The 11,916-nt window shown below is 72.3% G+C and carries 13 protein-coding genes; 9 read left to right on the top strand and 4 right to left on the bottom strand.

Annotated elements, in window-relative coordinates:
- Positions 1–63: 63 nt before the first annotated feature.
- Positions 64–2,091 (bottom strand): Stk1 family PASTA domain-containing Ser/Thr kinase, encoded by a 2,028-nt coding sequence (gene pknB, locus VOI19_RS04920; protein ID WP_323791839.1) that lies wholly within the window; start codon positions 2,089–2,091, stop codon positions 64–66.
- Between the two features lie 151 nt (positions 2,092–2,242).
- Between pknB and VOI19_RS04915 the strand changes: the two genes are divergently transcribed.
- The 4 genes from VOI19_RS04915 to VOI19_RS04900 are packed head-to-tail and all read left to right on the top strand — an operon-like array spanning position 2,243 to position 3,951.
- Positions 2,243–2,629 carry an Rv2175c family DNA-binding protein gene (locus tag VOI19_RS04915; protein WP_323791838.1) on the top strand — a complete coding sequence of 129 codons (387 nt, stop codon included), beginning with the start codon at positions 2,243–2,245 and terminating at the stop codon, positions 2,627–2,629.
- A 37-nt stretch (positions 2,630–2,666) separates the two neighbouring features.
- Positions 2,667–3,233: a ribonuclease domain-containing protein gene (locus tag VOI19_RS04910; RefSeq protein ID WP_323791837.1), complete on the top strand. Its 567-nt coding sequence runs from the start codon at positions 2,667–2,669 to the stop codon at positions 3,231–3,233.
- Positions 3,230–3,628 carry a barstar family protein gene (locus VOI19_RS04905; RefSeq protein WP_323791836.1) on the top strand — a complete coding sequence of 133 codons (399 nt, stop codon included), beginning with the start codon at positions 3,230–3,232 and terminating at the stop codon, positions 3,626–3,628. Before VOI19_RS04910 ends, VOI19_RS04905 begins: the two co-directional genes overlap by 4 nt.
- Positions 3,629–3,660: 32 nt before the next feature.
- Positions 3,661–3,951, top strand: coding sequence for a DNA alkylation repair protein (locus VOI19_RS04900; RefSeq protein WP_323791835.1), 291 nt, complete (start codon positions 3,661–3,663; stop codon positions 3,949–3,951).
- 6 nt (positions 3,952–3,957) lie between these two features.
- Here the strand turns inward: VOI19_RS04900 and VOI19_RS04895 are convergent, their stop codons facing one another.
- Positions 3,958–5,037 (bottom strand): polyprenyl synthetase family protein, encoded by a 1,080-nt coding sequence (locus tag VOI19_RS04895; RefSeq protein ID WP_323791834.1) that lies wholly within the window; start codon positions 5,035–5,037, stop codon positions 3,958–3,960.
- A 32-nt stretch (positions 5,038–5,069) separates the two neighbouring features.
- Here VOI19_RS04895 and metF point away from each other — a divergent pair, with 32 nt between their 5' ends.
- Complete coding sequence (gene metF, locus VOI19_RS04890; protein ID WP_323791833.1) at positions 5,070–5,957, top strand: methylenetetrahydrofolate reductase [NAD(P)H]; 888 nt, start codon at positions 5,070–5,072, stop codon at positions 5,955–5,957.
- A gap of 15 nt (positions 5,958–5,972) precedes the next feature.
- Here the strand turns inward: metF and VOI19_RS04885 are convergent, their stop codons facing one another.
- Together VOI19_RS04885 and VOI19_RS04880 are read right to left on the bottom strand one after the other, a co-directional pair.
- Complete coding sequence (locus VOI19_RS04885) at positions 5,973–7,295, bottom strand: NAD(P)/FAD-dependent oxidoreductase (protein ID WP_323791832.1); 1,323 nt, start codon at positions 7,293–7,295, stop codon at positions 5,973–5,975.
- Positions 7,296–7,328: 33 nt separating this feature from the next.
- Positions 7,329–7,802, bottom strand: a complete 474-nt coding sequence (locus tag VOI19_RS04880; RefSeq protein WP_323791831.1) for a YbaK/EbsC family protein — start codon at positions 7,800–7,802, stop codon at positions 7,329–7,331.
- Positions 7,803–7,891: 89 nt separating this feature from the next.
- Between VOI19_RS04880 and VOI19_RS04875 the strand changes: the two genes are divergently transcribed.
- The 4 genes from VOI19_RS04875 to dnaE all read left to right on the top strand — a co-directional run.
- Positions 7,892–8,428, top strand: a complete 537-nt coding sequence (locus VOI19_RS04875) for a hypothetical protein (RefSeq protein WP_323791830.1) — start codon at positions 7,892–7,894, stop codon at positions 8,426–8,428.
- A 182-nt stretch (positions 8,429–8,610) separates the two neighbouring features.
- On the top strand, positions 8,611–8,949 hold the full coding sequence (locus VOI19_RS04870; protein ID WP_323791829.1) for a DUF6504 family protein: 339 nt from the start codon (positions 8,611–8,613) through the stop codon (positions 8,947–8,949).
- A 15-nt stretch (positions 8,950–8,964) separates the two neighbouring features.
- On the top strand, positions 8,965–9,417 hold the full coding sequence (locus VOI19_RS04865) for an SAV_6107 family HEPN domain-containing protein (protein WP_323791828.1): 453 nt from the start codon (positions 8,965–8,967) through the stop codon (positions 9,415–9,417).
- Positions 9,418–9,437: 20 nt separating this feature from the next.
- Positions 9,438–11,916, top strand: a 2,479-nt coding sequence (gene dnaE / locus VOI19_RS04860; protein WP_323791827.1) for a DNA polymerase III subunit alpha, incomplete at its 3' end; no start/stop codon positions are given.

Here is an 11,916-nt window from a genome sequence, read left to right as displayed (position 1 = left end):
CGACGGGGTTGCGCATGCCCGGACGCTATCCGGGCCGTCCTGCCTCAGGTGCGGCCGGTCGACCTACACCACGATGATCGTGACGAGGCTCCCCTTGGGGGCCATGGAGCCGGGCTCGGGATCGGTGCGGACCGCGAACCCGAGACCTGCGTAGAAGGAGTTGCGCTCGACCTCGGTGGTGAACCCGGCGTCCTCGAGCGTGCGGATCGCGGCGTTGACTCCGAACCGGACGACGTCGGGGACCTCGACGAGCTCGGGCCCCTTGGACACGGTGAGTGACACCGTGTCGCCCTTGTTGAGGGTGCCCTCGGTGGGCGACTGGGCACGGACCTCCCCGGCCGGCGCGCTGTCGTCGAACCGTTCGGTGACCGTGGCGACGAGGCCGCGCTTCTCGATCTTGGCCACCGACGCCTCGACGTCCTTGCCGACCCAGGACCCGACCGCGATCGGGCGGCGACCCTTGCTGATCACCAGGTCGACGGTGTCGCCGGGGGAGAGCTCGGTGCCACGCTCGGGGACGCTCGCGAGCACGGTGCCCACGGGCTGCGACCCGTGGAAGCGTTCCTTGCTCTCGCCGAACTCCAGCTGGACGGCGAGCAGCGCGTCCTGGGCGCCGTCCTCGTCGAGACCACGCACCTTGGGCACGAGCAGCTTGCCGAGGGAGAGCGTGAGCGTGACGGTGTCGCCGGGCAGGACCTGGGCGCCGCCGCTCGGATCGGTCCGGATGACCGCACCCTCGGCGATGTCGGAGTCGTAGGCGGCCTCGGCGAACTCGACCTCGAGCCCGGCGGCGTCGAGCGTCGCGACGGCCGAGGCACGATCGTCGCCGACGACCTGCGGTGCGGCGATGTAGCGGGCCCAGCCGTACCAGAAGGCGCCGCCACCGATCGCTCCGGCGACGAGCAGGGACGCGAGCAGGATGACGAGCCCACGGCGCGAACGTCGTCCGCGGGGCTGCTTGGTCTGCTTCGCCTGCTTCGGGCGGGCCGGACGCGGAGCGGCAGCCGCCTGCGAACGCTCGGGCGGGGGAGGCGGACGGTCCAGCGGGTAGAGCGTGGTGTGCTCGGCCGACCCGGGCTCACGCAGGGCGGCCACGTCGGCGGCGCCCCAGGGCTCGGGTGAGGTGTCGGTGCCCAGATCGATGTCGACGGGGGCGAGCAGCGGGTTGAGGTCCTGGGTGAGCTCGGGGTCCTCCCGGACGCCGTGTGCCAGTGCGTTGGCCACCCGGTGCAGCTGATGGAGCAGCACGGCCGCGTCGGCCGGACGCCGCGTGCGGTCACGTGCGGTCGCCCGCGCCACGAGCGCGTCGACGTACGCCGGCAGCCCGGGCACCCGCTCCGAGGGGGGAGGGACGTCGTGGTGGACGTGCTTGTAGGCGACCTGGATCGGGGTCTCGCCCTCGTGCGGCTTGACCCCGGTGAGCAGCTCGTAGAGCACCACGCCGGCGGCGTACACGTCGGCGCGCGCATCGGCGCGACCGTCGATCACCAGCTCGGGTGCCAGGTAGGACACGGTGCCGATCAGGACGCCCTGCGTGGCGGTGTGCTGGGTCTCGGCGCTGATCGCGCGGGCCAGCCCGAAGTCGGCGACCTTGACCCGGCCGTCGTCGGCGATCAGGACGTTCTCGGGCTTCACGTCGCGGTGGATCAGCCCGCTGCGGTGCGCAGCGGCGAGAGCCGACACGACGGGCTCGAGCAGGGCCAGGGCCCGACCCGGGGCCATCGGGCTCTCCTTGGTCACCGTGTCGCGCAGGGTGTGGCCGGGCACGAGCTCCATCACGAGGAAGACCGTGCCGGCGTCGTTGCCCTGGTCGTAGACGGCGACCACGTTGGGGTGCGACAGGCGCGCAGCCGCCCGGGCCTCGCGCACGAAACGCTCGGCGAACTCCTCGCCGTCGCCGTCGCCGAGGCCGGGGTGCATGACCTTGACGGCCACGGTGCGGTCGAGCCTGACGTCGTGGGCCTCGTAGACGCTGGCCATCCCACCGCGCGCGACCCGGGAGCCGATGCGGTAGCGGCCGTCGAGGAGCCGGCCGCGCAGGGTGTCTGCGGGCAGGCTTCCGCCCGCGTGGGCAGACACGTCTGGCGTCACGAGCGACCATCCTGGGACCGGTAGGGGAAGGCTCCGGAGCCTCACAGTCTACGGTTGCGGGGTCCGGGGGACCCGGCTCCGTCCGGTACGGCGTGGCGTGGCGGGCGCCACTGAGGTGCCGGACCCCGCGGGGTCATGGAACGATGGACCCATGAGCTCTGAACCGACGCTGGCCGAGGCCGACCTGGCCGCCCTGGTGCCCGAGTGGATCGACTGGGCCGAGGCGGCCCGCCGCCTCGAGGTGACCGTGGCCAAGGTCCGCACGATGATCCGCGACCACGAGCTCGCGGCCGCCGTGCCCGTGGCAGGGAAGGGCCAGCAGATCCCGGCCGAGTTCATCCAGCACGACGGCCTCGTGGCGGCGCCGGTCAAGGGCCTGCCGGGACTGCTGACGATGATGCACGACAACGGCTACGACGACCGCGAGATCATCGCCTGGCTCTACCTCGACCAGGACTTCCCCGGTCGCGGCATCGACGCACTCGTCGAGAACCGGGGCACCGAGGTCAAGCGTCGCGCCCAGGCGATGGCCTTCTGATGGCTCTCGGGGGGCGCACCACGAAGGCAGAGGCCTGATGGTCTCCCGGCTGCCGCCGCCCGAGGACGGGTCGAGCGCCCGCCCGCAGCGCACCACCAGTGCGATCGTGCTCGGACTCGTCCTGGCGGTGACCGTCGGTTTCTGGTGGTTCAGCGGACCGGACGCCGATCCCGGCTCGACCGCCGTCGACACCTCCAGCTCCACCCCCGCAGCAGTCCCGTCGGAGGAGCCGTCGGAAGACCCGTCGACGGACACCGACGAACCGAGCGCTGAACCGAGCGCTGAACCGAGCAGCACCACGCCGCCGAGCATCGACCCCGAGTCGGGGCTGCCCACCGTCTACCTGCTCGACCTGCCGCCCGAGGCAGCCGAGACCGTCGAGCTGATCGACCGCGGGCCGCCGTACCCCTACGACAAGGACGGCAGCACCTTCGGCAACTACGAGGGCTTCCTGCCCGACCACGAGCGCGGTTACTACCAGGAGTTCACCGTCGAGACCCCCGGGTCCTACGACCGTGGCGCACGGCGGATCGTGGAGGGCGCGGAGGGCGAGCTCTACTGGACCGACGACCACTACGCGTCGTTCTCGCGGATCTGGCTGTGACCCCGCTGGGATCGTTGCTGGACGCCGGCCTCGTGCCCGGGGTGCACACGTGGTCCTCGGCGCTCGACGTCGCCTACGTGCGCGGCGTCGTACGCCGTGCGGGCTGGGTCTTCGCGCATCTCGACGGTGCTCAGGTGCTGACCGTGGGTGCTCTGCACGAGGCCCTGGCCGAGGCGCTGGGCTTCCCGGACTACTACGGGCGCAATCTGGACGCACTCGCCGACTGCCTCTCGGACCAACCCGACGCGCAGGTGCTCCTGTGGGACGACTGGGGCGCCTTCGCCGAGACCGAGCCACGGGTCGCCGCTGTCGTGCTCGACCTGCTGGGCTCCTCGCGCGTCACCACGCTGCTCCGGGGTGAGGGTCCGCCGATCTCCGGCGTCGGACGGACGTAGCCGGAGCAGCAGCGACGGGTGGACCGTACGACGTGCTCCACGACCTCTCGCGCGCGGCAGACCCGCTGCGACGCCGTAGCGCGATCACCGCTCCGCTCTGGTTCGTGCGCCGTGGCACCGATGCCGACCTGGGTGAGGGGTTCGTCGTCGCTGCGTCGCTCTGTGCCGACTCGGAGCCGGTGGTCACCAACGCGGTCGGCATCTACCTCGCACACGCCGGCGAGCGCGACCCGGAGGCCCTGGATCGATTCCTCGCCACGCACGAGTCATCGATGCCGCGCCCCGCCTACCGGCTCGCGGTTCGCAAACGTCGCGTGCGCTGACGCGCCTCAGAGCACGCGCTGCGTGGCCGCGGCGGCGAGTCCGCGGAGCACGTCGCGCGCCTCGGGATCGACGTCGGCGGCATCGAGTCCGGCAACAGCGATGTCGGCGAGCTGTCCGATGACTGCCTCGACCTGGGCATGCGCCCCGCTGGCCTCGATCACCTCGCGCAGCCGCTCCACCTCGGGCGGGGAGAGCGGGGTGCCGAGCGAGCGGTCGAGCAGGGCCGCGTCGGCCGGGGGAGCGGCGTCGAGCGCGAGCGCGACCAGCACGGTGCGCTTGCCCTCCACGAGGTCGTCGCCGGCCGGCTTGCCGGTGGTCGCGGGATCGCCGAAGACACCGAGCAGGTCGTCGCGCAGCTGGAAGGCCTCGCCGAGCGGCAGCCCGAACGCCGACAACGCCGCCAGCTGCTCGGGGCCGGCTCCGGCGAGGGCCGCGCCGACGTGCAGGGGCCGCTCGATGGAGTACTTGGCCGACTTGTAGCGCAGCACCGTCATCGCGGTCTCGACGTCGGCGTGCCCGCGAGCCTGCACGGAGACGTCGAGGAACTGTCCGGCGATCACCTCGGTGCGGCACAGGTCGAAGACCTCGAGCGCGGGTCCGACGCGGTCCCAGCCGAAGCCGCAGCGTCGCAGCAGCTCGTCGGCCCAGCCCTGGAGCAGGTCGCCGAGCAGGATGGCCGCTCCGGCGCCGTACTGCTCGGGGTCGCCGCGCCAGGAGGCGCGGCGGTGCTCGGCCTCGAAGGCGCGGTGCGTCGCGGGGCGACCGCGCCGGGTGTCGGAGGCATCCATGAGGTCGTCGTGGGCCAGGGCGCTGGCGTGCAGCAGCTCCAGCGAGGCGCAGGCGCGCAGCAGGGCCAGCTCCTGGGCAGCGTCCTCGGGGGTGCCGAACGCGCGAAAGCCCCACTGGCAGAACGCAGCGCGGAACTTCTTTCCGCCGGTCACGGCGGTGCGCGCCTCGTCGACCAGCCGGTCGGCGTCACGGCCGAGCGGGACCAGTCGCTGCGCCTGCTCGTCGAGGAAGACCCCGAGCGCCGCATCGAGGTCGCTGCGGAAGGTCACGTCGTCCCACCGGCTGTCTCGACTCACGTCCCAGAGGCTATTCCTCCTAGGCTTGCCCCATGGCAACGGGTAGCGGGCGCAGCATGATCGAGCTGATCGAGGACGGTGACCACTCGATCTCCTTCGAGTTCTTCCCGCCGAAGGACGAGGCCGGGGCCGAGCGGCTCTGGAAGGCCATCAGCGCCCTGGAGCCCTACCGGCCGAGCTTCGTGTCGGTCACCTATGGCGCCGGCGGGTCGACCCGCGACCTGACCGTCGAGATCACCGGACGGATCGCCCGGGAGACCTCCCTGACCCCGGTCGCCCACCTCACCTGCGTCGGGCACACCCGAGGCGAGCTCGAGAAGATCCTCGACTCCTACACCGAGGTCGGCGTGCACCACCTCATGGCGCTGCGCGGCGACCCGCCCGAGGGCCCCCGCGCCGACTGGACGCCCACCGAGGGTGGGCTGACCTACGCCACCGACCTCGTCGAGCTCGCTCGCGGGCGCGGCGACTTCCGCATCGGCGTGGCGGCCTTCCCCGAGGGGCACCCCCACGCTGAGTCGCTCGACCACGACGCCGACGTGCTGGTCGCGAAGGCGCGCGCGGGCGCCGAGTTCGCCGTCACCCAGATGTTCTTCCGCGCCTCCGACTACTTCTCGCTCGTCGAGCGGGTCCGGGCGCGGGGCGTCGACATGCCGATCCTGCCCGGCATCATGCCGATCCTGAACCTCAACGCGATCCGCCGACAGGGCGAGCTGGTCGGCACCGCCGTGCCCGACGAGGTCATCGAGCGGATCTCGCAGCACGAGGCCCCCGAGGACATCCGGGCCGAGGGCATCACGCTCGCCGCCGAGCTGTGCCAGGAGCTCCTCGCCGGAGGCGCGCCGGGGCTGCACTTCTACACGCTCAACAACTCGCGCGCGACGCTCGAGATCTTCGAGCGGCTCCAGATCACCGTCTGAAGCGGACCGGTCGGGTCAGGCTGGGCCGATCTCGGTAGCGACCAGCGCGGCACCCAGCCCGACGTAGGCCAGCCCGGCACCCGGGGTGGCGTTGGCGCCCGCGGCGTAGACGCCGGCGACCGGGGTGGTGGGTCCGAGGCGCTGCTTCACCGTGCCACGACCCTGCCAGCGCACGCCGTACGGCGAGCTGCCCCAGGCCGAGACGAGGTCGACGGGGGAGCGGTCGACGCGGGTCTCGACCCGCTGGCGCACGTCGATGCCGGCGCGGGCGAGCACCAGCAACATGTCCTCGGCCAGCTTGCCGCGCCCGATCAGGGTCCAGGCCGTGCGGCCCTCGGGGGCCTGGCCGCCCGGACGGATGATGATCAGCGGATCTCCGTGCACGACCACCTCGTGGCCGAGGTCGGGGACGTCGCCGTTGAGCCCGAGGTGGGTCACCACCGGCGGCATCGCCGGCATCGTGCGCGCGACGTACGGCGCCAGCGCGGGCAGCCGGCGGGCATCGACGGCACACACCACCGCGTCGGCGTCGATCTCCTGGCCGTGGGCGGTGCGGACGGCGACCGCCTTGCCGTTGCGCACCACCACGTCGCTCACCGGGGTGTCGAGCAGCACCCGGACGCCACGGGTCTCCAGCCGTGCCACGAGGAGGTCGCGCAGGCGGTGCAGTCCGCCGGGCAGGGTCCAGGCGCCGAAGAGCTGCTCGAGGTAGGACACGACGCCCGCCCACACCGGCACGTTGCGCAGGTCGTGGCCGTCGGCCACGAAGGTGTGTCCGGCAACGGTGGCCAGCCGGTCGTCGCGGAACACTCGGCGCAGGTGCTTGTGCAGGACGTCGCGGCTGCCGAGCAGACGGGCCACGTCGGTGGGCAGCGAGTCGCGCTGCCACGGCTCCTCGAAGTAGTGGCGACGCAGGAGGTCCCACACCTCGTCGAAGTCGGAGACGTAGGCGTCCCAGGAAGCACCGAGCCCGGCGCCGAGCTCGTCGAAGGCCTCGATCTGACCGCGGCGTGAGCCGCTCGGCAGGCGCAGGACGGAGGTGTCGACGAAGCGGTGCTCACGGATCACGTCGAGGGGGACGAGGCCGTCGTCGCCCTCGAGACCGAGCTCGCTGCCCAGGGGGCGCCCGCTCTTGCGGAACAGGTCGCGCACGACGGCGGGCACGAGCAGCGACTGCGGGCCGGCCTCCCAGGTGTAGCCGTCCCGGCTCACGGAGTCGAGGGCGCCACCGAGCGTGCCCGAGGCCTCGACCAGGGTGACGTCGTGGCCGAGCTTGCCCAGACGCACGGCGCACGCCAGTCCGCCGTACCCGCCACCGATGATCACCACACCTGCCATGTCCAGGACCCTAGAGCAGCCGCGGGGGTGTGCTCACTCCACGTCGACGGGGGTGGCGCCGGTGAGGGCGACGAGCTCGGCGTACGTCGTCGAGAACACCGCCGCCGGGTGGCCGGCGGCCGCCCACACGACCGGGTGCCGCTCGAGCCAGCGGTCGAGGTAGGTCGGCACCGGCGTCGGGTGCGCCAGGGGTGAGACCCCGCCGATCACCTGCCCGGTGTGCGTGCGGACGAACTCGGGTGTCGCCCGTCGGAGGCGGTTCACGCCGACGAGGGCCGCCACCTTCGTGGTGTCGACGCGGTGGGCGCCGGAGGTGAGCACGAGCACGGGGGTGTCACCACCGTCGAAGAGCAGGCTGTTGGCGATCGCTCCCACCTCGCAGCCGAGGGCCTCGGCAGCGAGGGCGGCGGTGTGGACGGCGTCGGGAAGCACCACGATCTCGCCGGTTCCGCCCAAGCGGGCGTGGGATTCGCGGAACCTCGCGATGGAGGGATGCTCGCTCGACATGGGTCCGACCCTATGCTCGGGGGCCGACAGGCGCCGGAATCCGACCGGACGCCGCCGGGGAGTGAGTGATCGAGCGTGGAGGAGACCCGATGAGTGGCACGAGTCAGGTGACCCGTCGACCGGCATCGGTGGTGCGCGCCTCCCTGGTCATCTGGTTGCTGATCGCGGTGGCGAGCGTCCTGACCGTGCTCGCGGTGGTCCTCGACGACGAGACGATCGTGGCCTGGGTCGGCGGTCAGGGCCGCTCGCCCGACGACACCCGGGTGCCGCCGTCGTTCACGCCGGTCGTGGTGGTGCTGTACGTCGTGATCTCGGTGCTGCTGCTCGTGCTGCTGGTGTTCCTGCGCGGTGGCCACAACTGGGCGCGCCACAGCATCGCTGCCGGTGCTGGTCTGGTGTTGTTCGCCGTGGGATCGGGGCTCCGCACCGACCCGCCGATCGCGTTCCTCGTGCCGTCGCTCGCCGTGCTGCTCCTGGCTGCGGTGCTGGTGGTGCTGCTGTACCTGCCGGCCACCAGTGCGTTCGTCGGGAAGGTTGATCGGCCTGAGACAGAGCCCGACGCCGAGACCAGCTCCGGGCCCAACGCAGAGACCAGCGCCGAGCCTCCCGTGCCGCCCCTGAGCTGAGGCTCCTCCTCGCACCGCCCACCGGCCCCTGCCGGGAGGGCCTCCGAGCTCACCCTTGACGCACTGTCGGCGGACGGGTGTAGCGTTCGGGTTGTTCGAACATCTGTTCGATCACTCCGGTGGGGTCGACCTCGACCCCCGGCCCCACCGGTCCGGCACGTGCAGGAGCAGGAGGTGCGGTCGTGAGGCGCTATGACGATTCCGTGGAGGTCCGCCGAGGGCGGGTCGACGGTGCGGTGCACGACGACGCGCCCGCCCAGTTCCTCTGGCGCGGCCGGCTGTGGAAGGTCCGCATCGTGCTCGCCCGTTGGGTGGAGACCGGTGCCTGGTGGTCCTCCCGCGAGGTCGGGGCCGCGCTCGGCACCGACTCCGAGTGCGACCCCCGGTCGGCGACCGACCTGCTCGGGGAGCGCGAGGTGTGGCGCGTCGAGGCGGGGCCTCGCGCAGACGAGCTCGGGGTCTTCGAGCTCACCTTCGACCACGACGGCGGCCGCTGGGCCCTCGTCGGCTGTGACGACTGAAAGCCGGTGACGACGATGACCACCTCTCCGCACGACCTGAACCCCTACACGCTCCCGGCCACCACGCACTCCTACCTGCTCCGAGCAGCGGAGTCGCTGAGCGAGGCGATCGCGGCCCACGACGTCGCGACCCGCTACGCCTGCGCGCACGTGGCTGCCCTGCGCGCCGCCGCGGCTCTGCTCGCAGCTCGAGCACGCCCGACCGCTGCGCGCCGTCGTCCGCAGAAGAACGCCTGGGTGCTGCTCGCCGAGGTCGCGCCCGAGCTGGGGGAGTGGGCGTCGTTCTTCGCCGCCGGCGCCTCCAAGCGTGCTGCGGCCGAGGCCGGCTCCACGCGAGCGGTCTCCGAGCGCGACGCCGACGACCTGGTTCGCGATGCCGACCGTTTCCTCGGCGTGATCGAGTCCGCGCTCGGGCTGATGCCGCACGCGCCGCTGCGCGAGCATCTCGTCCGACTGCAGACCGGCTGAGCCGACGGCTGGAGGCCCCTGTGTCCGACCCGTTCGCCCACCTGCACGTCGCGTCGGGCTACTCGCTGCAGTACGGCGCGTCCCACCCGCATCTCCTCGTCCAGCGGGCCGCCGACCTCGGGTTCGACACCCTCGCCCTCACCGACCGTGACGGCACCTACGGCGCCGTCAAGTTCGTTCGGGCCTGTCTGCAGGCCGGGATCCGCCCGGTGCTCGGCGTCAACCTCGCCTATCGCGGCCCTCTCACCATCACGCGTGAGCGAACCGGGAGCCAGCAGGGTCACCGTCGTGCGCCGGCTCGGGGTGGCGCCTTTCGCGACCTGCCGCTCGAGCAGGGCGGCCCGGCCCGGGCGACCTTCCTGGCCTCCGCCGACTCAGCGGGCGGACGAGCGGGGTGGGCGGCGCTGTGCCGGCTCGTCTCGGCCGTGCACCTCGCCGGTGCGCGAGGGGCTCCCGTCCTCGACCTGATCGACCCTCCTGACGGCGTAGCGGACCTCCTCGCGAGCGGCGACCTCGTGGTGCTCCTCGGGCCGGACTCCGAGATCGGTCCTGCGGCGACCCGCCGCCGCCCCGACCTCGCGACGGCGGCGCTGGAGCCCTGGCGGCGCTGGGTGCCCCCCACGCACCTGGTCGTCGAGCTGGTCTCGCACCGACTCCCCGGCACGTCACCGCACGGCTGGGGCGCGGGCAGCACCCCCCACGCCGCTCGGATGGCCCTGCTGGCCCGCGAGGCCGGGCTGACCGCCGTCCTCACCAACGCCGTCCGCTACGCCGAGCGGCGTGATGCGGTCACCGTCGACGTGCTCGACGCCGCCCGACGGTTGGTCGTCCTCGACCGACGTCATCTCGAGCGGCGCAACGCCGAGGGCCACCTCAAGTCCGGCAAGGAGATGCACGAGGTGGCCGAGGAGATCTGTCAGGCCACCGGACTGGCCGGTGAGGAGGCGCGGCGGGGTGCGACCCGGCTGCTGGCAGCCACGGCCGCCCTCGCCGACCGGTGCGCCCTGGACCCTCGCCTCGACCTGGGCCTCGGCGAGATCCACTTCCCCGAGTTCACGCTCTCCTCGCGCCACGCCAGCGCCGACGCCGCCCTGCGTGAGCGGTGTGAGGGCGCCCTCGGCGACCGCTACGGCTCCGGGCCCCGGCAGGTGGTCTGGAAGAGGCTCGACGACGAGCTCGAGCTGATCCGCGACCTCGGCTACGCGTCGTACTTCCTCACCGTCGGAGACGTCACCGACCTGATCCGCGACATGGGGGTGCGGTGCGCCGCGCGTGGCTCCGGAGCCGGGAGCCTGGTCAACTACCTGCTCGGGGTCTCCGGCGTCGACCCGATCCGGCACGGCCTGCTCATGGAGCGCTTCCTCTCCCCGCTGCGGGGGGCACTGCCCGACATCGACGTCGACGTCGAGTCCGAGCGCCGGCCCGAGGTATACGAGCGGATCCTCGACCGCTTCAGCGGCGAGCGCTGCGTGACGGTCTCGATGATGGACACCTACCGGGTGCGTCACGCGGTCCGCGACGTCGGCGCAGCCCTCGGGATGCCACCGGGGGAGACCGATGCCATCGCGAAGGCGTTCCCCCACATCCGCGCCCGAGACGCCCGCCGAGCGCTCCAGGACCTGCCCGAGCTGCGATCGGCAGGGTTGAGCGAGACCAGGCTCGAGGTGATGTTCGACCTCGTGGAGCGGCTCGACGGGCTGCCACGGCACGTGGCGATGCACCCCTGCGGCGTGCTGCTCTCCGACGCGACCCTGCTCGACCGCACCCCGGTCGAGGCCAGCTTTGCCGGCTTCCCGATGAGCCAGTTCGACAAGGACGACGTCGAGCACCTCGGTCTGCTCAAGCTCGACGTCCTCGGCATCCGGATGCAGTCGGCCATGGCGCACGCGGTGGCCGAGATCAAGCGGGTCGACGACGTCGACCTCGACCTCGACGACCAGCGGCAGGTGCCCTTCGACGATGCCGAGACCTTCGCGATGATCAGCACCGCCCAGACCCTCGGGGTGTTCCAGATCGAGTCGCCCGGGCAGCGCGAGCTGATCGGCAAGTCCGGCATCGACGACTTCGAGGAGATCGTCGTCGACATCTCGCTGTTCCGTCCCGGGCCGGTCAAGAGCGACATGATCAGCCCCTACCTCGACGTCAAGCACGGCTGGCGGGTCTCCTCCTACCTCCACGACGACCTGCGCCCGATCCTGCGCGAGACCCATGGCGTCGTCGTCTTCCACGAGCAGGTCATCCAGATCATCGGCGAGCTCGCCGGCGTCTCCTACGCCGAGGCCGACGTGAAGCGGCGGGCCCTGGGGGATGTCGAGGCGATGGCGCAGGTCAAGCTGTGGTTCTTCCCCCGAGCTCTCGGGCGGGGCTACCCGCTGACGGTCGTCGACCAGGTCTGGGCGGTCCTCGAGGCGTTCGCCTCCTTCGGGTTCTGCAAGGCCCACGCGGCGGCCTTCGCGCTCCCGACCTACCAGTCGGCATGGCTCAAGACCCACTGGCCGG

The organism is Nocardioides sp., from assembly GCF_034670285.1.
GTDB lineage: Bacteria > Actinomycetota > Actinomycetes > Propionibacteriales > Nocardioidaceae > Nocardioides.
Note: the sequence above shows the minus strand (reverse complement) of the source record. Positions and strands in the feature narration are given on the sequence as shown.

Bases quoted from the DNA above. Each gene is read 5' to 3' on its own strand.
- VOI19_RS04915 (WP_323791838.1), top strand. From the start codon at position 2,243: ATGAGCTCTGAACCGACGCTGGCCGAGGCCGACCTGGCCGCCCTGGTG.
- VOI19_RS04910 (WP_323791837.1), top strand. From the start codon at position 2,667: ATGGTCTCCCGGCTGCCGCCGCCCGAGGACGGGTCGAGCGCCCGCCCG.
- metF (WP_323791833.1), top strand. From the start codon at position 5,070: ATGGCAACGGGTAGCGGGCGCAGCATGATCGAGCTGATCGAGGACGGT.
- VOI19_RS04885 (WP_323791832.1), bottom strand. From the start codon at position 7,295: ATGGCAGGTGTGGTGATCATCGGTGGCGGGTACGGCGGACTGGCGTGC.
- VOI19_RS04880 (WP_323791831.1), bottom strand. From the start codon at position 7,802: ATGTCGAGCGAGCATCCCTCCATCGCGAGGTTCCGCGAATCCCACGCC.
- VOI19_RS04875 (WP_323791830.1), top strand. From the start codon at position 7,892: ATGAGTGGCACGAGTCAGGTGACCCGTCGACCGGCATCGGTGGTGCGC.
- VOI19_RS04865 (WP_323791828.1), top strand. From the start codon at position 8,965: ATGACCACCTCTCCGCACGACCTGAACCCCTACACGCTCCCGGCCACC.